This window comes from Alicyclobacillus sp. SO9, from assembly GCF_016406125.1.
Lineage (GTDB): Bacteria > Bacillota > Bacilli > Alicyclobacillales > Alicyclobacillaceae > SO9.
Genome location: NZ_CP066339.1, coordinates 2,055,393 through 2,079,482, shown reverse-complemented (window position 1 = coordinate 2,079,482; position 24,090 = coordinate 2,055,393). Strand labels below are relative to the sequence as shown.

At 50.9% G+C, this 24,090-nt stretch carries 21 protein-coding genes; 2 read left to right on the top strand and 19 right to left on the bottom strand.

From position 1 onward, the window contains the following. Positions 1-94: 94 nt before the first annotated feature. The 10 genes from GI364_RS09305 to GI364_RS09260 form a co-directional block, all read right to left on the bottom strand. A complete protein-coding gene (locus GI364_RS09305; RefSeq protein WP_198853331.1) occupies positions 95-865 on the bottom strand; it encodes an HAD-IIB family hydrolase in 771 nt (256 codons plus the stop codon). A gap of 26 nt (positions 866-891) precedes the next feature. Then, positions 892-1,551, bottom strand: a complete 660-nt coding sequence (locus tag GI364_RS09300) for a nucleotidyltransferase family protein (RefSeq protein WP_198853330.1) — start codon at positions 1,549-1,551, stop codon at positions 892-894. Further along, positions 1,544-2,608, bottom strand: a complete 1,065-nt coding sequence (locus tag GI364_RS09295; RefSeq protein ID WP_198853329.1) for an XdhC family aldehyde oxidoreductase maturation factor — start codon at positions 2,606-2,608, stop codon at positions 1,544-1,546. The genes GI364_RS09300 and GI364_RS09295 overlap by 8 nt, the downstream gene beginning before the upstream one ends. Further along, positions 2,609-3,991 carry a DVU_1553 family AMP-dependent CoA ligase gene (locus GI364_RS09290; RefSeq protein ID WP_198853328.1) on the bottom strand — a complete coding sequence of 461 codons (1,383 nt, stop codon included), beginning with the start codon at positions 3,989-3,991 and terminating at the stop codon, positions 2,609-2,611. 4 nt (positions 3,992-3,995) lie between these two features. Beyond that, positions 3,996-5,546, bottom strand: a complete 1,551-nt coding sequence (trsS, locus tag GI364_RS09285; protein WP_198853327.1) for a radical SAM (seleno)protein TrsS — start codon at positions 5,544-5,546, stop codon at positions 3,996-3,998. Then, a complete protein-coding gene (locus GI364_RS09280; RefSeq protein WP_198853326.1) occupies positions 5,539-5,988 on the bottom strand; it encodes a DVU_1555 family C-GCAxxG-C-C protein in 450 nt (149 codons plus the stop codon). Before GI364_RS09280 ends, trsS begins: the two co-directional genes overlap by 8 nt. A gap of 18 nt (positions 5,989-6,006) precedes the next feature. Further along, the gene (gene trsM, locus GI364_RS09275) at positions 6,007-6,849 is read right to left on the bottom strand and encodes a DVU_1556 family methyltransferase (protein WP_198853325.1); all 843 of its coding nucleotides are present in this window, start codon (positions 6,847-6,849) and stop codon (positions 6,007-6,009) included. Positions 6,850-6,917: 68 nt separating this feature from the next. Then, positions 6,918-7,127 (bottom strand): DVU_1557 family redox protein, encoded by a 210-nt coding sequence (locus GI364_RS09270; RefSeq protein ID WP_198853324.1) that lies wholly within the window; start codon positions 7,125-7,127, stop codon positions 6,918-6,920. 82 nt (positions 7,128-7,209) lie between these two features. After that, on the bottom strand, positions 7,210-9,555 hold the full coding sequence (locus GI364_RS09265; protein ID WP_198853323.1) for a pyridine nucleotide-disulfide oxidoreductase/dicluster-binding protein: 2,346 nt from the start codon (positions 9,553-9,555) through the stop codon (positions 7,210-7,212). Between the two features lie 122 nt (positions 9,556-9,677). Then, positions 9,678-12,464: a molybdopterin-dependent aldehyde oxidoreductase gene (locus GI364_RS09260; protein WP_198853322.1), complete on the bottom strand. Its 2,787-nt coding sequence runs from the start codon at positions 12,462-12,464 to the stop codon at positions 9,678-9,680. A 441-nt stretch (positions 12,465-12,905) separates the two neighbouring features. On the opposite strand from GI364_RS09260, the gene GI364_RS09255 reads away from it, so the two are divergent. Then, positions 12,906-14,867, top strand: coding sequence for a sigma-54-dependent Fis family transcriptional regulator (locus tag GI364_RS09255; protein ID WP_198853321.1), 1,962 nt, complete (start codon positions 12,906-12,908; stop codon positions 14,865-14,867). 64 nt (positions 14,868-14,931) lie between these two features. Further along, positions 14,932-16,158: an MFS transporter gene (locus GI364_RS09250; protein ID WP_198853320.1), complete on the top strand. Its 1,227-nt coding sequence runs from the start codon at positions 14,932-14,934 to the stop codon at positions 16,156-16,158. A 6-nt stretch (positions 16,159-16,164) separates the two neighbouring features. Here the strand turns inward: GI364_RS09250 and GI364_RS09245 are convergent, their stop codons facing one another. From GI364_RS09245 to GI364_RS09205, 9 genes are all read right to left on the bottom strand, one after another. Beyond that, positions 16,165-16,728, bottom strand: coding sequence for a DUF7010 family protein (locus GI364_RS09245; protein WP_198853319.1), 564 nt, complete (start codon positions 16,726-16,728; stop codon positions 16,165-16,167). A gap of 63 nt (positions 16,729-16,791) precedes the next feature. Beyond that, positions 16,792-16,980 carry a hypothetical protein gene (locus GI364_RS09240; RefSeq protein WP_198853318.1) on the bottom strand — a complete coding sequence of 63 codons (189 nt, stop codon included), beginning with the start codon at positions 16,978-16,980 and terminating at the stop codon, positions 16,792-16,794. Between the two features lie 186 nt (positions 16,981-17,166). Continuing rightward, positions 17,167-17,832, bottom strand: a complete 666-nt coding sequence (kynB, locus tag GI364_RS09235) for an arylformamidase (RefSeq protein ID WP_198853317.1) — start codon at positions 17,830-17,832, stop codon at positions 17,167-17,169. Next, positions 17,829-19,115, bottom strand: a complete 1,287-nt coding sequence (kynU, locus tag GI364_RS09230; RefSeq protein WP_198853316.1) for a kynureninase — start codon at positions 19,113-19,115, stop codon at positions 17,829-17,831. The genes kynB and kynU overlap by 4 nt, the downstream gene beginning before the upstream one ends. Positions 19,116-19,207: 92 nt before the next feature. Then, positions 19,208-20,023, bottom strand: coding sequence for a tryptophan 2,3-dioxygenase (gene kynA, locus GI364_RS09225; protein WP_255524681.1), 816 nt, complete (start codon positions 20,021-20,023; stop codon positions 19,208-19,210). Positions 20,024-20,272: 249 nt separating this feature from the next. Further along, positions 20,273-21,481: an SEC-C metal-binding domain-containing protein gene (locus GI364_RS09220; protein ID WP_198853314.1), complete on the bottom strand. Its 1,209-nt coding sequence runs from the start codon at positions 21,479-21,481 to the stop codon at positions 20,273-20,275. A 143-nt stretch (positions 21,482-21,624) separates the two neighbouring features. Then, a complete protein-coding gene (locus GI364_RS09215; protein WP_198853313.1) occupies positions 21,625-22,020 on the bottom strand; it encodes a hypothetical protein in 396 nt (131 codons plus the stop codon). Positions 22,021-22,263: 243 nt separating this feature from the next. Beyond that, a complete protein-coding gene (locus GI364_RS09210; RefSeq protein WP_233096080.1) occupies positions 22,264-23,007 on the bottom strand; it encodes an MBL fold metallo-hydrolase in 744 nt (247 codons plus the stop codon). A gap of 167 nt (positions 23,008-23,174) precedes the next feature. Beyond that, positions 23,175-24,053 carry a DUF429 domain-containing protein gene (locus GI364_RS09205; protein WP_198853312.1) on the bottom strand — a complete coding sequence of 293 codons (879 nt, stop codon included), beginning with the start codon at positions 24,051-24,053 and terminating at the stop codon, positions 23,175-23,177. Positions 24,054-24,090 lie beyond the last annotated feature (37 nt).

Here is a 24,090-nt window from a genome sequence, read left to right as displayed (position 1 = left end):
GGTTCAAAAAATGGGTTCAAACCTGATTGGTGCTATGCTTCCACTCTTGTGTCGCATTGCTAGAAACTTACTGCTGTCACCAGAAGTCAAACACTTAACTCTGTGCCAAGAGAATCTTCTCAACAGCCTTGGCCACGCCGTCATTTTCACACGTATCTGTCACTCCGTCAGCTGCCCTTCGCACTTCAGAGGGCGCATTCATCATGGCGATGCCTAGACCTGCCCACCTCAGCATCTCTATATCGTTCCACCCGTCGCCAATGGCTGCAACCTCGTGCTTGCTGATTTGAAGTCTCTTGCAGAGAATACTGAGCCCGACTGCTTTATTCACTCCAGCAGGATTGACTTCCATGGTTGAGTCTGTTGAACGTGTGCATTCAAATCTTCCGCTGGCGAGAACACGGGTTCGCAGCCTCGCGAAGGTATCAGGACCTGTCAAGTCCGCAGAAGACCGCAGTACAAACTTCAACCATGTTAAGTCTGGTAGTCCTTCAGCCAGTTCCTCAGCTTTTACACGGCCTCCGCAGGTAAATCCGATGCAAGACACATGAAATTTTCGCGCAAGATTGTGCAGTATAACTGCATCCTCGTAGCGAAAGGCCTGACGCAAGAGAAGCTCACCTTGAGATGTCCAGACTTCGCTTCCATTCACAACAACCAAGGGGAAGGGGATACAAAGTTGTTGAACAACTCGATGGACCGCAGCAGACAGACGATGACGTCCTGTCGCCAAGACTACTTGTATGCCGGCGTCCCAAGCAGCCTGAATCCAATGCCGATTCTGATTAGAAACGGTGGGTTCGCCACTGTCATCGAGCGTCAGCAGGGTACCGTCCAAATCTAGCGCCAACAGCCTATACTGCATCGGCTTCCTCTTCTCCCAAATGACATTCATTCACCTGTGCGCTGCAGATGCGCCTGCAGGTCCCTGTAGTCTGACGGAACATCCATATCAATTAAGATGCCGTGGTCTTCGACACTAACGTCTACTGCTGCCGCTTCATGTTGCCGAAGCACCCCTCGGAGTCCATCAGAAGACGCTTTAGACTCAAGAATTTCGCTAGATAAACACGTCGAAATAAGAGGCGGATGTCCTCTCTGACCTCTGAAGACGGGATAAGCGATGTCTTTTCCACTGCCTTGATAGGCCGCATACAGCTGCCTGATGGTGCTGGATTGAACCACTGGACAGTCGACCGGCAGCAGAAAAAACGCTTGAACGTCACTCCTCAAGCTTGTCACGCCTGCTTGTACTGAGGAAAACATGCCTTCCCGATACTGAGAATTGACGACCATCAGTGCCCCGAGAAACTGAACCACCTGAACCATTTCTTCATATCGATGTCCCACAACCACTGTAACATTGTTCACACCTGCATTGAGAAAGCCGCGGACTGACCGTTCCACAGCCGTACTTTGTCCAAGTCTCAAAAGGGGTTTAAATGCCCCCATTCGCGACGAGAAACCCGCTGCAAGTATGATGGCAGCAGTCCCTGGAAGCGCTCTGTCAACTTCATTCATACCAACTTCATTTATACCAACTTCATTCATGTGCCCGCTCTCCTCGCACCTGGATGAGTTGCGCCACAATGCTGATTGCAATCTCTTCCGGTGTCTCCGCACCAATCTCCACGCCAACCGGTGAGTACACTCGATGAAGCTGTTCGTCTGAAACGCCACTGTCTTGCAGAGCCTGATAGAGCAGTTTGCGCTTGCGCTGACTGCTGATGAGACCGATATACCCCGCATCAGTGGCAAGCGCCTGCTCCAAAACCGTTTTATCATGTCCATGCCCTCTCGTAAGAATAACGATATAACTGTCTCCGGACACAGACAGCCGGCTAAAGCATGAATCAAAGCTCTTGAGCACTAGTATCTCATCGACAGTTGGAAATCGTTCACCGTTGGCAAATTCAGCCCTGTCGTCCAATACAACGGTTCGAAAGTCCACCATTCCCGTTAATGTTGCCACTTGCTGTCCGACGTGGCCCGCACCAAACAAGTACACAGTCCCGAGAGAGTGAACGGGATTTACTACGTAACGGGTCTCAGGGGTCTCTACAATCTGTATCCTTTTCCTTGCAAGAGCTTTGTGTACCATCGCCGGTATGGGAAAGTCTTCCTCACTGTCTATGCCTTCGGGATTTGCTGCACTGCCCATGGTATCCAAAAGATAACGGTTCAACCGCTCGGTTTGTTGTCCGTCCCGCGGCAACTCAGTAATAAGCCACGCATCCCGTCCTGAATTCAAGAGCTCTGTCAGTCTGCGAAACAGTGTCACTGCAACTTTGTCAGCGGGAGACACGTACTCTACGAGCACTTTGACCCTGCCGCCGCAAATCATTTCGGTGCTGGCAGCATCTTCCCCGGTGAGATAGAATTCACGAACAGTGCTTTCACGCGTTGCGAAGACTTCTTTAGCGTAATGTATAACCCTGGCTTCCAGCAGCCCTCCGCCAATGGTTCCGAACAGCAATCCGTTACGCCGCACCAGCATTTTTGCTCCCGCGGTTCGAGGCGCCGATCCCTGTTTGTCAACCACCGCAGCCATCACCACGTCTTCCCCTGCGTTCAAGAGTCGCGAACAAGCATCATACAGACCCTTCATCTAGGCTCTCTCCTTAACTCTTTCATCTTGAATCACTCGTTTAACTGGGTTCCATAACTTGCGCGATTTGTCCACAACCACAGGATTCACCTTTAAAGCTCTGTCATGGACGTTTTTCGCTACGACAGGCAGAGAAAACAACGCATGTTCTACGACTTCCGCGGTGTCGGATTCGACCCAATCCGCGACCTGGACTGTCACACTCAGGCAATCTACAGGACGGTTCAGCGGCAACTTTGCGGTCGTGAGTACAGCTTTGAAGTTCAGTACTCCAGGTATAGCCAATACAACTTCGTCAAGCATGGACATACTTAACAAGTCTCCGCTTATGAGTTCGATTCGTCCCGCAGCTCGATTGCGTACGGGTGCCAGGCGCTTCAGCACACTGCCGCACGAGCACGAATCTGTCATGAACCTTGAGATATCGCCGGTCCGGTAGCGAATGAGCGGCATGCCTCTTCTCGTCAGTGTCGTGAACACGACTTCCCCTTCGGATCCGTCTGGTAGCACCTGACCGCTTACAGGATTTACAATTTCAAACAATAAATCTGCCTCTCTCATGTGGTACCCGTCCAACCCTGCGCACTCCAATCCACCGCCGAGTCCCATTTCCGTCATGGCATAATGATTAAAAACCCGGCAGCCCCACTTATCCTGAATTCGTCGAATTACAGAACGTGGAACCGAATCTGTGTTGACAATTACATTTTTCACACTGGCGGCAAAAGTGTTTTGCCCTGGCGATTCATAACTTGCCAGCGCCAGCACTTGCACGGGAATACCGAGCAATGTATCCACCTGTTCCCTTTGCATGACACGAAGTGCGTCGGCCGGGTCCCGAACCAAACCATAAGGTACGGGCCGCACGTCCATACGAAGCGCACTTTGTGCAAACAAGTCGCCGACGCTTCCCGGACGCTCCCCTGGGAGCATGACCAGAACAGTGTCGCCGGGACGAGCAACAACGCCTAAAGCGTGGTGGAAAAAATCTCGTGTCAGCTCTTGATCGTCCCGAGTGAAAAAAATCCGTTTTGGTGTTCCGGTGGTTCCAGAGCTTTCAAGTGTTACAATCCGTTCGATATCGTCCTGGCTGCAACACAGAAACCTCAGCGGATTCTCCTTTAGTTCAGCGGCAGTTGTGAATGGAAGCTGACTGATATCTTGAATTGAAGACAAGCCCTCTGCCGGATATTGTGCGAGTTTCTCTTTATAAAATGGACTCTTTGCTCTCGCCAAGGACACAGTCTTTCTCAGCATCTGGAGCTGATAATCCTCAAGTTTGTTCCGGGTTAATACCGAAGTTGACGCAGCACCGGTTATCTTCTTATGAATCCAAGCTTCCATCGGAGTTCTGGCTAGATCCTGTTTGCGCGATTGAATCATCAATTCACCCCCTGTTCACAGAACCAGACTCTACTGGCTCTGGCTGCTGGCTTTGTCTGTTACCTCGGTAGAAGTAGTGACCCCGGCTGTCCGTCAGGTTGTAAGCGCAAAAAGGGATGAGCTTGCCGTCTGGTGCAACGGTATGGATACAACAGTCCCGCAGTCGCTCCAAATCCAGATTCCAAGCGTCTTGAAAGGCCATGCCGGAAACAGTTAAAGCATGGGTCTGTGCTCGTTGGAGAAACCTGTCCATGCTGTCCCCTTCTCCTGCCCCGCAGTCGCAACCGGCAGCCACGACACCGGACCCCTCGTCACAGTCACAACCTGCATCCCTCGCGCCGTTCGCATCGTCACGGTCACACCCATCGTCACAACGCTCTGCAACATCTGCACGGCCTTGAGCAACATGTTCGGACGCAGTTGGCAAAGACAAATTCAATTCAATGGGCGCCCAGTGCAGTGCGACGAACTGCTTTGATTTGCTTGCGCCTTCTTCTGCTCGCTCTGTCGGCAGGCAACACGTTTCGCCTGCTTGATGTTTGGTGGTCGGCAACAAATGGTTATTCTCCATCAAAATGAAGTTCCCGTGAAAAGAACACATCGCATTTTCGCACCCTGCAGGACGCAGATTGTCCGTTTTGATGCGCCCTCCGGACTGTTGCTCCAATTTCGTCATGACTTCACCCAGTGTGATACGCATATCATCTGAGGGTGTCTCTGGAATGCGCCCAAAGTAACTGGCTGGTTGAAAGTGAACCCCGCGAACCGCAGGCATGTGCTGTAAGGCGAACTCAAGAATGTCACCGAGATTATCGTCATTGACCCCCTGTACAACTGTCGGTACCAACACAACCCCAATGCCCAATTCCCCACAGAGGTCGATGGTGTCCAATTTCTGCTGCAGGTAGTTCCCCCCGCGCAGAGTCTGATAAATCTGCGGTTGAGTGCCGTCAAACTGAAGAAAGATGGATGCAAGCCCCGCAGCTTTCAAGGCTTTAAGATACGGTATGTCTCGACTCAAGCGCAGTCCATTTGTATTGACTTGGATAAACGAAAATCCCATGCTGCGGCCCATCTCCACCAACTCAGGCAAATCGTTGCGAAGGGTTGGTTCCCCGCCGGACAGCTGGATGTTGCACGGCCCGCCGGAGTCAAGCAAACGTTGATACCAGCCCCTGATAATCTCTTTGCTCGGATCAATACTCTTCCCGCCTGCGTCAGCAAAACAAAAGGTACAATGCAAATTACAGCGCTGTGTCACTTCAATAATTCCTGTGCAAGTATGTTGACGGTGGTCTGCACACAGACCGCAATCAAAAGGGCAGCCGCTGTCTTTCTCTGTAAAGGGCATGTGAATGGTTCCTGGGACTTTGGGCCGAACCCAGGACTCAAAAGCAGGATTCCCTTGCCAGATTTTCGTTCGAAATCTGCCGTGCCTGGGACAGGTCTTGTCTAGAAAGACGATGTCGCCAATACGTACTCGCTGTGCAGGAATGGGCATGAGACAATCAGGACACACGCTTTCTGTATGTGACAGTACGGACATGTCAGTCATGAGCGTCACCCGTCAGGTCCAATTTGTGCTGTTCTGCAATCTCTTGAACCTTGCTGTAAGTGTTGCTCACAATGTCTGCACAAGCTGGCTGAGGTGTTCTTTTTTCAAACGCGGCTCCGAGAATCTGCTGGCAGTTCGTGCCGCCGTATTCTTGTCCAAACTGCTGCTCAAACCACCGCACGAGTTCTTCAGCCATTTCCATGGAACGAAGCTGAGCATCAATTGCATCGTGTGGTGTCAGACCCGCCGCATACAAACTAAGCAGACAAGCGCCGCCAGTCATTGCACCGCAGGCTTTGCCGGTAAAGCCAACGCCGCCGCCCAGACCTGCCATCGCCTGAACGAGGTCGGGATTGACCTGGCCCAACGTCTCGAGCCCCATTGCAACAATCATTTGACTGCAATTCAATCCTTGCTGACTCAACTCCAGCATTCGAAACATTGTGTCGTTCGTGGCTTGTCACTCCCTTCCATCCGTAGTTCCATCCGTAGTTCCATGCGTATTTCCATCCGTAGTTCCATGCGTATTTCCATTCGTATTTCCATGCGTATTTCCATTCGTATTTCCATGCGTATTTCCATTCGTTTTTCGCGCTATTAACAGAAAATATCCCGGGCGCGAAGTGTTCACTGCCCCCTTTGTATCCGTACAAAGACCCGTGCCGCAGACAAGACCCCAAAAAGAGCCCGCAGATTCATTCGCAAAGATGAGTCTTGCAGTCAACTCAGCCAGCAATCGTGAGTGGTCCTCCCACAGGACGACTTCAAATCCAGATTCCTGAAGCCTGTCTGTCAAGACTTTTCGTGATACGGCTCCCGTCAGGCAACTTGCCACATTCAGGTTTCGCAAGCTGCTCACGCCGTCTTCGTTTCGTGCATAAATATCGCTGACGATAAGATATCCGTTTGGCTTCAACACACGGTAGAACTCAGGCAACGCCAGCGACGGGTCCATAAGTGAGAGGGTACACTCCGCAAAAATCCCCTCCATGGATTCATGTTCGAAAGGAAGCGCCTCGCCTTGCCCCTGAAAAATAGGTAAATCTCTGTTTTTACTAAGTCCGTCGGCCAACTGCAACGGCGACGGGTCGACTCCTACAGCACTTAGCCCGTATTGGTATCGCAAATACTGTACCGTCGATCCAACACCGCAACCTACATCGAGAACGTTGGCCCCTTTCGCAAACTTACAGATGTCGGCCGCACGCTCTGTCAGACTGAACCCGCCTGGTCGAATGGTTTCTCCCGTCACCTGTTTCATTTCATAGCTTTCGTATAAATTGCTTCCTCTCACCTGGTCCATACTGTCACCTCCCCGCATTGTCCTCAGAGCTTGAGGCGTGCCATCTGTTTCAGACCAAAAGTACTGCGCTACTTATCCTCCAACGTCTTTTCAACTTGAAGCATTTTCCCTAATGCAAGTTGTTCCGTAATCAGTACAAAGCCACACTGCGGACAGCGAAGCAGTTCCACAGGAAAGCTGCTGCCGAGGTATGACACCGTAACCTGCCCAGGTTCCAGTTGACTGTCACATTTTTCGCATTCAAACACAGCGTCTGGAATCATATCGGTACCGGCCACATGTTCACATCCTTAGTATGGAGCCCTCTAATGAAGCATGCTTAGACTCTTACACTCTTAGGCTCTTAGGCTCGGGCAAAGTTCACGTTTGGGGTGGATTGACAACCATTCGATGGGAATAGGCATTGTGAATGACATAGCCTTCATCCTGCGGTGTATATTCAACCCAGTATGTCACTCGAACAGGCTTATAGGCGGCCAGAAAGTGATTGGTTCCCTTCCTCCGAACCTTGTTGCCCGTACGTTGTGCATATTCAATGACTTTTTGTACATCCTCTTCAGGAATGAAGCGGCTTTCCAAGGCCCTCGCGACTTCTGGCGATAGAATTAAGAGAACGTCCTCATGTGGGTGGTGTTCCACAGTCACTTTCTCACCCCATAACTCTGTGAGTAATCTTTGTTTCAAACCAATTCTGTTTCTGCGCTTTTGCGAGTATCCAGGTCCTCGTGTGGGTGCTTTCAAATCACCATCTGTAAAAAGAAAGTCCAGCAGGTGATACGTCCTTTTCCCCACGGCGGACAAGTTGTTGCGGCACATGGCACAATATGCCACATAGTCCAACTGGCTTTGCGCGGCTCTTCGTATTGCCGATTGTTCTGCCAACTCACGATTGGCATACATCTGTAGTCCTCCGTAACCGCAACACTCTGTCCGTTCTTTGCTATTTGGCAGTTCCTCGACTTCGTAACCCAGTTGCGACAGAACACTGCGGACACTTTCATGAATTTCCGGCTCATAACGAGTCATACAAGCGTCGTGTACCGCCAGGGGGGGATTACTTTTTAACGGTCTCGACTGGACCTTGGTCTTAGCTGTCTCTGGAATTCCAAAATGACGAAAGACCTCCCACAGCGACTGCGTTTCAATTTCAGGCAGGTATGTTTTGAAGACGTGATAGTCTTCCGATTCGGCGACAATGAGCGTCGGTTCGCCCAATTTCTGCCACTCTGCTCTGATTGCTCGCACGTTCTCTTGCATCAACTCCCTGTTTCCTGCCCAGTCTGCTTCAACGCCGGAACTGCGCAGCATAAGGCCAACACCCGTGTTGAACTTTTCTCTCAGATAGGCATAGGTCTGTGTGACCAAATCTGGTGCAGATGCTGTCAACTGGTGCCCTGGAAAGAACACATGACTGCTCGTTGCCCACCCTGGTTGATGACGTTCCAGTCTACAACCATCGCTGTTAGCAAAGTCCATTTCCTCAAGTGGAAAGTCATGTGCAGACGGCGGCATTTTCTCGTTCTGTAACATTTCCTGACGTGCTTCACGAATCAGCTCTGACATGTCAAATTCTGTTGGACACACTTCCTTGCATAAACCGCACAGACTGCATGAATTAATGAATGTGTTCGCCCCGTGAATCCCCATGACAATTCGCAGGTTTTGATTGATTTGGCGAGCGTACTTCTTGGGATAGGACTCGTAGTGAGCAAGATACTCACACTGCTGTACACATTCGAGACACTGACAGTCGATGCATCGGCTGGCCTCACTCATCGCTTCTTGCGGTGTATAGCCGCGGTCTGCAGACTTCGGTGTGACCATGGGCAACGGTTCAAGGTCTGTGGTTGAAGTGTAGAGTGTGGTTTTGAACGAACCCTCGTTGTTGCGAACAGCCGTCAGAGAAGCATTTTGAAAGTAGCGGTCTATCGACAAAGCCGCACGTTTGCCGTCGGACAGTGCCCCAATGGGAGAATAGGACGACCCCATCCGCAGCCCGCCACCGGCAAACACACCTTCGCTGGAGGTTGCATAAGTAACGGGATGAATCGAGAGTGCGCCTTGTCCATCGAGTTGCAGTTCTCGTGGCATATTACCGCTGTCTCCCAGCCCCAGATAGACTGCATCAAAGTTCCTGCGTAGCTCTTCCAAAGGTAAGTCCATGCCAAGAACTACGTTGAAGCGCGTTTCAATTCCAAGGGCACCAAGCCGTCCCGTTTCCTCCAAAATCACATCCCGCGGCAAGATGCTTTCAGGGGTATTCCAAAGTCTTCCTCCCAAGCGGTGGCTGGACTCAAACAAAACGACCTCATATCCTTTTGCAGCGAGGTCTGTTGCTGCCGCCATACCACTGAGGCCGCCTCCGACGACAGCAGCTCGCTTGTCCTTTTTCCGCGCTCTACTGACCCTCGCCGGAATCGTCTGGTTCATTTGAACACAAGCCCTTTCCAACATACCGATGGCAACTGCATCTCCTGCCTCAGACCGCTTGCAGGAGCCTTCACACGGAGCATCGCAAATTCGACCAATAATTCCGGGAAACGGAACGTTTCTATGGAAAATGGCAAGAGCCCTGTCAAAATTCCCTGCTTTTAGTTCCGATACAAAACTGCGCACGTCGACATGGACAGGGCACGTTGCTGTACACGCTGGCGGCTGCTCCTGAATGCATTTTTCTTCGTATTTACGCCATTGCTTATGGTCCACTTCTCTACCCCCATACTCCGGGTGAAAACTCCGTATTGATAAGAGCACTCAAGAAACCACCAGAAAGTTGCACCGCTGCAGGAAAAATCCCTGCAGCAGCACGAGCTTCAAATGACCTAACGTTAGAGCATAACAGGGTCCTTAACGGGCCTTGTGGCAACCGGAATGTCCTTGCCTTGAAGGCCTGCGAGTACTTTTTCCGGCAGCGCCGGAAGCTGTGTGATACGCACCTGGCAGGCATTGTAAATCGCGTTGCTAATGGCGGCATGGGGCGAGGTCAACGGCAGTTCACCGACACCAGAGGCTCCGTGCGGCCCCAAGTCCCGCGGGGTTTCCAGATACATCAATTCAATGTCATCAGGAATATCCTTGATATACGGAATACCGCAGTGGAGCATGTCGGTGTGGCGCTTCAGGTCATCGAAATCCTCCGATAATGCCAAGCCGACGCCCTGTGCCAAGCCCCCGTACATCTGCCCGTCAATCACAGTCTTGTTAGCGATGCTGCCAACATCTGCTGCCAAAGTCATCTTCAGCACACGTACTTTTCCTGTTTTCGTGTCGACCTCGACTTCGGCTAAAAACACACCGTACATGTAACTGGCAAAAGGCTTGCCTTGGCCTGTGTCAGGGTCGCAGGCACTAGCATCTGCACTTGCTGTACTCCATTGCCCGACATACTTTGTGGGAAGTTCCTTAGCGACGGCTTCGTCATAGGTCATGTATGTGCCATCCTGCTTTGTCATGGCACGGACCAGTTGTTCACAGGCATTCACCACTGCGTTCCCGACGACAAACTGTGAACGGCTGCCGCCTGCCGGTCCGCCTGCCGGTGCCAGATTCATATCGTTCATGACCAATTTGATGTCTTCTGGTTTAACACCCATAGGCCGCAGGGTTTCATGAGATGTAGCCAGTAACCCCATGTCGGCTCCCTGGCCATGGTCTTGCCAGTTGGTGCTCACCTGCACCTGACCGTTTGGAAGCAACTCAGCCCACACTTCAGCGCCATCAGGACCGTCCAGTCCGCAACCGTAAACACCTACGGATACGCCGACGCCTCGTTTTTTCTGTGGCGTTGATGCGGCCGTAGCGGCATTCAGTGCAGCCACGTATTTTGGCCGAATCATATCAATGAGCTGGGTCATGGAGTAGACTTCAGGCTCCTGCCCCGAGGGCAGCGTGTCCCCTTCTCGGTAGGCATTCACGTACCGCAGTTCCAGTGGGTCCATATTCAGTTTCTCAGCCAGCATATCCATCAGCGTTTCCGAGGCAAACAAACTCTGTGGCGATCCGTAGGCGCGAAACGCTGAACCCCAGGCATGGTTGGTGGCTACCGTGTAGCCGGCTCCGCGAATGTTTTCGATTCCGTATCCAGCCCCGATAAACTGCGCACCGCGCAGTGTCAGCAAGTCTCCGAACTCGGAGTATGGACCGTGATCGACCGCCCAATTGCTCTCCATTGCCACGATTTTTCCATTCTTGTCAGCACCGTATTTCAGGTCCATAAAGAAGGGCGATCGCTTTCCTGTATAGGTAATTTGCTGATAGTAGTCAAAGTTCAGGAAGCAGGGCAGACCTGTGGCAATCGTAGCTGCACCGACCAAGGCTTCAATTGTGGGACTGAATTTGTAGCCGAAGGTACCGCCCACACCCGGGAACTGGGAGAGGAACAGGTTCTTGCCGGCTTCGACACCAAGGCCTGGTCCAATCATGAAGGAGTGCAACTCAAGCCCGATGCTTTTGCTCATAATTTGCAGGTGCTGGTTATCGTCGTAGTAAGCCAGGGCTACGTCGGGTTCCATTGGCAGATGGGGTTGTCTGCCGACAAACAAGTCCTCCGCAGAAACCACCACATCGGCTTGCTCCATCAACGGCCCTGTATCCTGACCCTTTTGAATGCCCTGGCGATAATACACATTGGGTGTCCCTGGGTGAATCTCGAGAGCATCCGGTTCCATTGCTGCAGGTGCGCTCATATAGGCCGGCAGCACTTCCAAATCCACCTTGACCTTTTCTACTGCAGCCTGTGCGTGGGCTTCAGTGTCGGCACAGACGATAGCCAGTGCATCACCAAACTGAAAAACCTTTTCGTCGCAGAGGATTGGTCGGTCCCAGCCGTCGCCCTTGTTGGTCGGGAAGGTAATAAGACCGGTGATGCGGTTCTTGCCCTTGATATCCTTGTGTGTGACCACCTTGTACACTCCGGGCATCTGTTCGGCCTCAGTGGTGTCAATGGAGAGAATATTGGCGTGGGAAACTTGTGCCTGCACCAATTTGAGGTGAAGTGTACCCGCAGGCATTTTAATACCGAGATCGGCGCCGTAATCAATCGTTCCTGTGGCTTTTGCAACGGCAGACGGACGCGGGTAGTCAGTACCCCAAATTTTCCCGTCCGCAGGCATTTTGAAGCTGAGGTCTTGGACAGTCAACTCGCCTCGCAGCAACTTGGAAGCATCCATGACGGCATCGACAATGGGTTTATACCCTGTGCAGCGGCAGACATTCTTGTGTTTTTGAAACCAATCGCGAGTCTCAGTTCGAGTTGGATTCGCATTTTGGTCGAGCAGGGCTTTTGCGGAAACAATGAATCCAGGCGTGCAGAACCCGCATTGAGCGGTGCCGTGCTTTACAAACGCCAACTGCAGTGCATGCAAGTTTGTCGGCGTCCCGATCCCTTCAATTGTTGTAATAATAGCGTCATCAGGAACCTTCTCCATCTTCGTTGCACAGCCAAACACAACTTTTCCGTTCATAATGACGTTACAGGCTCCGCACTGCGCTTTGTTGCAGCTGACTTTCGTACCGGTCAGGTGAAGCTGTTCGCGCAGGACATCTGACAGCGTGGCTTTCGAATCGACCACCAATCGCATTTGCGCACCGTTAATATTGACAGATTTTTTCAGCAAGAATGCTTCACTCCTTAGATGATTCAAATCCTCTTCAAACTATGAAAAGACTGAATGCAGAAATTCGCGTCAACTGTGAATTGACGCAAAATCTCCATGAAATGAAGTCCAAACTGTGTGCAACAGCTCGTGTCAAATTGGTATAATTTTGTTACAAGATTGGGATCGTAATCACCTCCATCATGGCAAGGCTCAAATCTCATATCGCACCCGTTTTAAATATGCTGTTGCCGAAACTTGTTCCAGCTCGTCTCTTCCAGACTTCAGCAAAAATCGTGCCAATTCAGAACCCCCCGCGACGCTGCAGTTTTGGAATGCCGTGAGATTCGAAATGTGTCGCACGAGTGCCCTAAACTGAGACACCTGTTCCAATCTCATACATCGATAAGTACACACTAACTACAGGTATGGACCGTCGTTTTGCAGGAGAGGATGTGCAGAATGATTTCGAAGGAAGTCGTAGCATCTTCATGGGAACGGAGTCGAAAGTACGGAGTAAAGCCGGATGTCAATCCAGATGCTATTCTCGAACAGGCCTCTTTTTTGCACCGCCGGGAGAAACACCAGACGCTGCTTCAAACTATTGGGCCGTCGGTGCTGACCCTGTTTACCAGTCTTCGGGACATACAGTCCACTGCTATCGTCGCAGACGTGGACGGGTACATACTGAGCAGCATTGGAGACCCGACATTTATGTCTGATGCTGAAAAAGTTCATCTCCGGGAGGGGGCGTGCTGGAGCGAATCTATCCGCGGTACCAACGCAATTGGAACGGCCATTGTGGAACACAATCCTGTTACCATTGTCGGTGAGCAGCACTATTGTGAGAACAATCAGTTTTTGTGCTGCTCTGCGGTACCATTATTCCATCCTTCTGGAGAAATGGCAGCGGTACTCGATGTGAGCGGTTACTATGAAGCATTCCATCCGTCACAACTCGCTTTGGTAGAGATGGCGGCAAGAAATATGGAAGATTGGATGCTTTTGCAAAATCGAGAGTATCACCTGGTGCTGTCTCTTCATTCTACAGCCGCAACTACAGCCGCACACAGAAGACGCGCACTCATTGGCATTGACTTGGATGGTCGAATCATCGGGGCCAATCGAGAAGGCAGAACTATGCTGCAAGTGACTAACCTGACAGAACGGAACTTGTTTTTGCAAGAAGTGCTGCGTGACAGTCACCTGCTATTATCATCACACCGTCAAGACCACACTGAACTGCTGCGTTTCCATAAACCGCTGGATAACAACGAGTTTGTTGAAGCTTCAGTTGTGTTGGAGAACAGACCGTATCGGACCGCACCCTTCTCGTCTCAACCCAACCAAACCCGCACATCAGCCTCCGAATCCGTTCAAGAGGCACCCGGGACACCTCCTAATATACCTGGAAGAGCCACAAACTCATTGAGTTCGAAGACATCAAAGACGTCTGAGCCGTGGCAGACACGCTATCGTTTTCAGGACATTTTTGCTCATGATCCTTCACTTCTGACTGCTGTTGACCTGGCCCGCCGCGCTGCGCGTACAGACTACACGGTGCTGGTCTATGGCGAAACGGGTACCGGTAAAGAAATGGTGAGTCAGGCCGTTCATCGCGAAAGTCAGCGAAAAACATACCCTTTTGTATCCCTTAACTGTGGTGCCATGTCTCCCACTCTAATAGAAAGCGAATTGTTTGGATATGAATCCGGAGCCTTTACGGGGGCAAAGAACGGGGGCAGCAAAGGGAAGATTGAATTGGCCCACCAGGGAACTCTGTTTTTGGATGAAATTGCGGAAATGCCGCCTGATATGCAGACAAGGATGTTGCGTGTTCTGCAAGAAGGCTACATTGTGCGAATCGGAGGAACTAAACCAATTCCGGTGGACGTCAGAATCATCGCGGCAACTCATAAGGACCTGTGGAGCGAGGTACAGACCGGACACTTTCGGGCTGACCTGTTTTTTCGGCTGCAGGGAATTGAAATAAACCTACCGCCTTTGCGTCATCGGACCGATCTATTGGAACTGATTCACTATCTGCTTCCCAAAGTCCAGCGAGAATTGGACTTAAATGCCCTTCATCTAACTGGAAAGGCCCAGCAGCTGCTCCTCTCGTACTCGTGGCCTGGAAACGTGCGAGAGCTGGAATCCGTACTGCGTGAAGCTGCTTTTTTGGCACAAAGCAGCACCATCGAAACAAATCATTTTCCAAAAAGGCTCCAACCATCGAATCTTACCCTGAGGCCTCCTGCAGACTGTGTCCGGCATCAGAAGAACTCAAATGGACTTCGCCAATATGAGCATCAGATGATTCTTCAGACACTGGAAGAGTCTCAGGGAAACCTGTCAGAGGCTGCCCGTCGACTTGGCATTAGTCGGAGCACCCTGTACCGAAAGCTGCAAGATATCGAGTGCTGAAGTGAGGTATAATTTAGTCCGAAGGTTTTACTCGATTTGTTCTCATACAGAAAGTAGGGACTTGATGGAAAAGGTGTTTTCCAAACAAAACTTCCCTGCTAGATTGCACCCCGCTCCATTTTTGGGTCTGGCATTTCTATCGCAAACGGGGATGTCCTTCGTTCAACAAGGACTGGTCGTCTTGGGAAGCTTTTTTGCCGTGGCATTTCAACTCAGCACTGCTCAGCTTGGCTTGATAACCACCGCTCTATCCCTTGGCATCATGGTGAGCATGGTCTTCGTAGGGATGCTGGTAGATAGACTGGGACCGCGGATTGTTCTGTTTTGGGGCACTTGCCTGATGGCGGGCTTGGCTTTGAGCTTGTCAACAGTTCGGAGTTTCGGTGCGTTATTAGGTGTTTTGTTTCTGATTGGCATTGCACTCGCAATTGTGCCGTCCTCAGGGACGAAAGCGGTCTTTACCGCCTTTGCCGGCCGGCCGCGAGGGATGGTCATGGGTATTCGGCAAACGGGGGTACCAACCGGTGCTGCTGTAGCCGCATTCACTTTACCCCAACTGGTCCCACACTGGGGACTGCCTAAGGTCTATGTGCTGTTTGCCTTAGGATTACTCGTTTTTGGATGGCTCTTCAGTGTAGTCATGCCGCGCTGGCACCGACAAAGGGACCGTGCTAACCACATACCAATGGAACGACAGCACTGGCGAAGCCTGCTGCGCCCAGCATCAGTAGCTTTCTTCATGGTCTCTGGACAATACATTCTCCTCACCTATTCCATCACGGAGTTACATCAGATTCATCACGTGAGTCTGGCTGTGGCTGGCACTATCCTTGCGCTCAGCCAAATTGGCGGTGGAGCCGGTCGAATCGTCTTCGGCCGATGGAGTGATAAACTGGGCGGGAAACGAGCGCCCATGCTGGCATTTACGGGGATAACAGGGGCGTTGCTGTCCTTTACAGTAGGACTCGCCCCCGCCGCCACACCGTTGTGGGTTCTGTTTGTTCTTTGGCTGCTATTCGGAGTTGCAGCCGTAGGGTGGAATGCTTTGGCTCTCACTTGGGCGGGTGAGTCTGTGCCGTCTACCCACAGTGGATTTGCAATGAGCCTAACGGGGTCGGTGGTGTTTTTAGGGTCCTCCGTCTTTTCCCCATTGTTTGGAGTCGTGGTCGATTTGACGCATCGGCTTTCCTTTGGCTGGTGGATGTTGTCCATTCTCCTGTTGATTGCAGCAACGATTGCACTCAACTCAAGGAAAACTTCCCATAACAAATGTGACACAACGACTGGCTAAGCGGTATCAAGCTTTTCCATCGAGCAAATACAGCGAGAATTTTTTCTTGTAGTCCGCAACGAGAAATACGTTCATCAACACAAGCGCTACTACCATGGAAAAGGGTATGACCCAAGATGGTTTGTTACTGACCAAACCGATGCCGAAGAGAAGCAACGCAACAATGGGCCCAAGAAAATAGTAGGCTTTCGTGTTATACAGCCATCCGTATGGATAAAAGTGTGCAGCTGTAATTATTGCGAACAACAGAACCATATCAGTCGGATGCTTCACAATTGTCCAAAATAAGACTGGAAAGTACATCATTTGGGCCAAGTTCAAATACAAACCGAGACTGCCCAGCGGATTGTCTTGTGCCTTCCAATCAGCCTTTATGAGTCTTGAAAACAGCACCGCCATGGGGAACATCAGCCCCGTCGAATAAAAGGCAATCAGGTCTTTCTCCCGCGGACTGAAGGGTAATATAAAAATAACCGTTATGATTGCCCAGACCACCGTCCCGGACATAAGAAATGAAATACCGTTTTTACCTTTAATAGATAGTTCTCGTTTCATTTGTAAAAGATCCATATGAGAGCCGCTCCCTTGTAACCGGCCCGTCAACCGAGCAAGTTTGATGTCGTTTCATGAGGTTTAATGAAAGATTTGTGTCAGCCCCCACATCACAATGGCAACAATCGGAATCAGCGGCCATAGTTGGGGAGTGCCCCAAGACTTACGGCCGCCAATCCCTTGATAAGAGCGCTCAATGGAGTCTAAGCGTCTATTTATCTGGCGAAGCTCTTCGATGATTTTCTCCTGTATCTTCGTATCTTCTTCCATGCTGATCTCCTCCGAATTGGTTCGATACACGTCATGGTGTATTCAACTATTGTCTGAACCAAGAGTAGCATGATATGGCGGTGAGTCGTCAGTGAGCGCCGTAATGGTTTGCACATGACAAATGTCATCCTGGCCATTCACTGCGGCGAAGGAGGGCCCTCGCAACAGTTGGCGCCTTTCGCACGCTTACAAAGCCCTTATGACCGCGCGCACCGGACTGCCGTCCGCATCTGCCAGAGCCAGCGGCAATGCAGCCAGTTCGTAGTCCCCCGCAGGCACATCATCCAACACGAGGCCTTCGAGTATATGAATGCCGTGTTGCGTGAGAGCGTGGTGTGTGGGCAGCTCCTTGCTGTCAAGGGGATCGACCGAAGGCAAATCCAATCCCAACAGTTGCACGCCGCACTCACTGAGGTATTCCGCCACTTCTGAGCGGATTTCCGGAATTCTCTCAGGAAACACCCGGCGATTTTTCCACGCGTCTGTGCGAAGGAGAAGGCGCGTTACCCCCGCCAATTCGATGGAGGCCAGGTCTTCCAAGCCGATGCTCCAACCCTCACCGTGAGCCGCAGCCGTTGGCTGTGGAAGATGGATGACCCTGGCATGACCTATGTACACATTCACATCGAGGTCTAACACTTTTTTTCCGTTATCGTCAAAATGGAATGGTGCATCAATATGCGTACCAGTGTGCGTACTCATGGTTACTTGACCAACATTGACCGATCCGCTCGCTGACTTCGTCCAGGTCAACTGGTAAGAAAACTTGGTATCTCCCGGCCAAACAGGGACTTGACTGTCCAGTTTCTGTGAGATGTCTTGCCATTGCCGCGGCCCATCCGAATGCGTCATGCCACGACACCCCGTTTCTTCTCGTAGCGCTCGTACTGCTTCTCCTCCATAATGACTTTCAGGCGCTGAACCATGTCCCAAACATCTTCAAACGAAGTGTACAGGGAAATTGGCGCAAGGCGAATGACATCCGGCGCACGAAAATCAGGAACCACAGCGTTGTCCTTTAGTGCTTTGCAAATTCGGACAGCCTCATCGTGAACAAGACAGACGTGACCGCCGCGGCGATAGTCTTCATTTGGATTGCCAATGGCAAATCCCATGCCCGACAGTTCGCTCTCCACCAAGTCCATCAGGTATCGTGTCAAGCGGAGCGACTTTTCCCGCAGCCTGCCGATTTCAGCCTCTCTGAACATCTCAAGGGACCCCAGCAAGGGGGCAGCACTGAGGATATGAGGGGTTCCGATTTGGTAGGCACCGGCGTCTTCTGCAGGTGTGAGCTGGTGATCCAGTTCAAATTGTACCTCCTTTTTCGAACCGAACCAGCCCGTCAGACCGGGAACCTTGCTAAAGTGTCTGCGGTTGACAAACAGTCCTGCCACACTGCCCGGGCCGGCATTCAGGTATTTGTAGTTACACCACACGGCAAAATCTGCGTCCCACTGCGACAACTCGTGCGGGATTGCACCGATGGAATGGCACAAGTCAAATCCTATCGGAATGTTTCTCTCCCGTGCCGCACTAGACAACCGTGCCATATCCAGCAATTGACCGCTGCGGTACAGAACTGAAGGCAGAAGCACCAGCGCCACCTCATCAGTCATTGCAGCAATCAGGTCCTCTTCATCCAGTGTCCTGCCGTCCCGGCTTGGCACCCGAATTAAGTGTTCATCTGGATTCAACCCATGAAGGCGCAATTGGCTTTGCAAAGCGTATATATCAGACGGAAAGGTGAGTTCATCCGCCACAATTTTCGCGCGCTTGCCTTCCGGTTTGTAGAAGGTGGCTGCAAGTTGATGAATGTTTGTGGTTGTCGATCCCGTCGCAATCACTTCCTCAGCCGACGCCCCGACCAAAGGTGCCATCATGGCCCCTAATCGTTCAGAGTAGTCAAACCACGGTGCATCGCCTTCCGTCCAACCGTCAATGCCAAAATTCCGCCACGTATCCATTGCAACCGTGAGCGACTTCTCCGCTCGTTTCGACATCAAGCCGAGGGAATTTCCATCCATATAAATGGCCCCATCCTTCAGGTAGAACTCCTTGCGAAAGGAAGCGAGTTCATCTTCCCTGTCCATCGCTTTCGCATAGTTTCGGGTCGTATCTACTGTTCCCACTGACATCGCCTCGTTTCAAGTCAAGTATGAGCACGCACCGCTGTCACCCTGCTTGTGTGCTTAACCACCAGATTGACCATGGTACGGTTGCAAAAATCCTAGAGTTGTGTCCGCAAACTCCACAATTCAGGGAAAAAGCGGTGCTCCAGGACACGCTTCAGATATGTAACACCGGACGAACCGCCCGTTCCGTGTTTGTGTCCTATGATACGCTCAACGGTCATCACGTGATGATACCGCCACTGTTGTTGCTTCCCCTCAATGTCCACCAGCTTCTCCGCCAATTCATAGAGGTCCCAGTATTTACTCACATCGTTGTATACGGTCAACCAGGCCGCTTCGACACTCTCATTGGGTTCGTAGTCTTGTGTCCAATCCCTGTTCAGGCACACTTCGTCAATCGGCAAACCCCGGGCAGCCAAGACGTGAATTGCCACATCATAGATGCTCGGTTCGTGAATGGCTTGCTGCAGTTGTGCATGCACCTGAGACTGGTGCTTGTAGACCGACAAAATCTGGGGTGTTTTATGGCCCAAAGCAAATTCGATTAACCGATTTTGATAAGACTGAAATCCAGATGCATACCCAAGTTTGTCTCGAAATTCCATGTATTCAGCAGGGGTCAAGGTAGAAAGAACATCCCAAGATTGAATCAGTTGTTGCTGAATCCGGGCCACCCGGGACAACATCTTAAACGCGGGCTCTAAATCATCATCACGAATACAACGTGTGGCAGCATTCAGTTCGTGTAAGACAAGCTTCATCCACAACTCGCTGGCCTGGTGAATGATGATAAACAGCATCTCATCGTGATGCTCTGACAATCTGCGCTGACTGTTCAGAATTTTATCCAGTTGAAGATAATCACCATAGGTCATAGCTTCCTTAAAATCTGTGTGAATGTCTCGTTCCAAATCGGTTGCTTCCTGGTGACGTTCCTCCTGTTCATGTGGTCCATCCTGCTGATTTGACTCTCTGTTTGACAAGTTATCCTCACTCCCATATTCGCTGTACGATACAGCGGCAGCCAACAAACAGCAGGTCATCGCAACGACCCAATGACCCAATCATCTTAGGCCGAACTAAACCGCGTCCGCGTCTGTAAGCGTATACGCCGACTAGTGTACACTGAATACCGCCCCATCACAAAACGCCTTTCCAACTTATCTACCACAGCATTTTTTATACTTCTTACCGCTGCCGCAAGGACACGGTTCATTCCGCCCAACCTTGGTGCTTCTAACAGGCATTTTGACAACTTTGCCGGTGTGAGCAGCGTTGGAGTCCGGCAGCAGACCCGAAGCGTTGCCTTCTGGCGCCAACTCTGTTGGTGTATGCCCCTTTAGGAACCATAGTCTTGTATGATTGTGCAAGCGGACTAGATGCTCCATAAACTTTTGGACAACTTCCATACTGGGGATCTCTAACACCTGCGAGAGGTCCTGAACAATATGCGCAAGAGACTCCTCATGTTGAATTTCGTATACGCAAAATTCTGCTTCATCTTCTGCTTCCGCCATATCCATGCCAAAGCTGTTTCTTAGAAAGCTTACAAGCGCTTTGTAGGCAGGATTTTCATCCACGAAGCCGGGCACGCCAGCTCGAAGCAACTGGGACTTCGTGAAAGGATAGAACGGCAAATTTGGTCGAAATTCATGTTCGTGCAAAACTTCATCGACATTCGCAACGTCTTCGTGTTTAAATCCGTCCACAGAGAGCTCCATATTGTAGCCAAAGGCCATCGATTCGTACATTAACACAAAATAGTCGTAGGCATCGATTTGTGTACCCGTATAGTTTTCGACCATTTGTATCAGTTCTGGTTTCGACACATAACCGTAGTAAAACAGCAGGCCTTGCGATAACTGAAGCCATTCCGTATTTTGGCGAACCGTAGCACGAAGCCGCGGAGAATCAAGGGTTCGAAACGCCTCCAAAACCTCGATTGGCATAACCACAGTGCGTTTTCCATCAACGGTTCCTGTGAATGCAAGACCTCGCAGCTTAAAGTACTCGTATTTAAATGGGTGAAGGTCGACATAAGCCTTTCCACCCGCAGTCGCAATCCGTTTTAATACGCCGTATCTGTCTTCATCCAGCAGACCCAAGATGCGAGACACACGTACAGGAATCTCGGTTTTCAGCAAATTGACTAGGTCTTGCTTGTTAAGTGAACTTGCATTAGGAACGCTGAGCGTCGAACGGATGTCCGACAGCTCATTCTTGGTCAACCTCATCAGTGCCTCCGGAAGAGACAAAGGAAACTCCAATTCTGGCCAAAGTTTCGCTTCGGCCTTACGCTGCTCCGCTCGCATACGCTCTCTCACCTCAGGTGCCAACGACTCGTCGTCACCCGACCACTGCTTGTCCACATACTTCACCCCACTCGTATATGTAGAACTGGTTGATATCATTGTATCGTGAAGGAGTGGTTCGTGGAAATCCAGGCAACAGGTAACGGAGCATCGTCGCGACTGGACGAGCTCCGTTGGTTGTGTTGGCAAATGTTCCAGTGCTAGTTTGCCAAGAGAGCTCCGTACAGCGCGACGGAACCTGTGCCGTTGTTCTTCATTTTCAATTTGACGGTATGTCGTAACCCATCGTTGCTAAAGAACGGCAAAACTACAAAACGAGTACCTTTTCTTGTGATAGCAGGGCTTAGCGGTGCCAGTGTAACGGCATTCACCACCTGGTAAGTTACGGTCGGAATCGTTCTCGTAGGACCCGCTGGAAGTTGGACATCCAGCACCACAAATCCGCTGGCCGTGAACGACCTCGTAAACACGGACTGACCCTTAGCGATATTGGGATAGACAATAGGAAAAGCCTGGCGGACCCTAGCCCGACGCAGTCGTGCCACTGATAATCGGCCTAGTTTCCAGTCAACTGCAGTCTTGACATTTGAACTCATTCTAGTCACCTCCATCTTTACTAGATTTGCTACATCCTATGATGGAGGCAGGGACTTGGTATGAGCGACAGTCTATGAAAATACTAAACGCCCGCAGTTCTTTCCGCGGGCGTCCGATACACTAGGAAAGTTTCTGATACGAAGACATAAACAACGAATCTTACAGCTGCTGCAACGGGCACAGGCCTCTCCTGCAGATCCGCGTCAGTTTACGCAACACGTATCTAAAGGGCCGTCTGCTGACTAGTTTTCACTGCGTTGACGGAACTGTTCATTCACATTGCTCTCACACAGGCCTCCGTGATAGCAAATAGCCTTCGAGATATCGAGCATTGCAAACTTCTTTTCCGAATCCAGGGCAATTGGCATCTCCAGAGTTGCTTGCGGGTTTGGACCTATAATTTTCCCGTTCTCGCTCACCGTTGCATCCCCCGCAATCAGCGTTTTGGACGGTTGGTGATAGAGGCTGATATGGCCTGGCGTGTGACCCGGTGTATAAATTACTTGTACTCCGCCAAACAGGGGCAGAACCTCACCATCGTAGACAGTCTCAGTTACCTTTGCGGTAGGAAGGTTCGAGAATAATGTCTTGACCTGTTCGTGAACCTCTTGCGGCAGGCGTTCGAGCAATTGGTCCACATTTTCCCGGGTCATTTTGATGGGTTCTTTGTCACCTTCAATGTAGGGTTGGTCTTCCGGATGCGCGTAAACCTCGACAGGCTTGTCGAGGGCTTGCAGGACGTCTTGAATGCCGCCAACGTGATCGAGATCCTGGTGCGTCAAAATCACCCCGTCAATCCGATTGAAAGGCACTCCCGCCTGTTCCACCGCAGCCTTTAGTGCGTCCAGTTCACCAGGCATACCCACATCCACCAACACAGCATGGTTTTCGTCGTACAACAGGGTCGGATTGATGGTACTCGTATTCCCCATCATGTTCATTTGCAATTGAAGCATTTCAACTCCATCAGCGATTTTCATATTCATCCAAAGCCTCAAACAGCTTTGGTTCACCTCCCAAGCAAATTAGCAATTACCTACGCTGAAGTTCACGTGTCTTTGCATCCTATCTCACTTTACATGCGGCTGCAACTCCTAATTACGAGGAGGAAACATACGACGCGACACCCACAATCACAAACCTCGTCACAGGCTCACAGAGACGGAACAACGATAAAGTCATCTCCATCCTTGTACTGCTGTAAGTCGGTTGACCCGTTACTTTTCGGACTGAAAAGAAGTGCCGGTTTACCCGCATAGATGTGACCAGCCATGTAAGCACAAAACAGGCCGTCTGTCAGGTCCTCAAATTCCTTATATCGCTTCCCAATGATTTCTGGCGGTTGAACACTTTTCAGAATGCCGCCTTCAATAGCCCGCAGCCAAGGAGCAATGCGTTGCAAAAGCGGATCTGTGTCCGCCAGGCCTGACAACCTCTGCATTTGTGAAGTCACTGCAGGCATCAGAGCACCTATCCGTCGCCAGTATTCGATTAATTCACTGCGGCACAAATCCCAGGACCGTCCAGGTTTCTTCTTGTACTTCCATACCGTTGGTAATTCGAACATGGCTAAATGCGCAGCATGCGGGTACGTCTCCATGAAATGAACGGCATCAGGGTGCTGTTCCATCCGAGGATTAGCAACAATCGGAACACCTAGAGATTCAAGGTACGACAGCAGTTGTGGTCCCCGTGTCCCTGCCATGTTCCCCTGATGCCCTGGGTAAGCAGTACATTGTCTACTTCCAAACACTCTCGCAATCCCCCGTTCACAGGGACGCATGCCTGTTTTGTTCGGGACGACCAGCGGTGCATCTACAGCCACTGCGCAATTGCCAGGGATTAAATAAGGAAGGACGAACTCCCCTATCTCCTCATCCGTTTTGCACAACCGAGAACCAATGTAGGTCAACCCCTGCAAAACCGTATCCCGCCTGCCGGTGTTTGGCTGTATAGCGGAAAGAATAGAGACGCCGGAGTTGTTTTTCGCCGAGAAGGCCAAGTCTATTCCTATGAAGTAGACTGTCTGCACAGGTGCGTCCTCCATCCTATAATCTACTTAAATGACC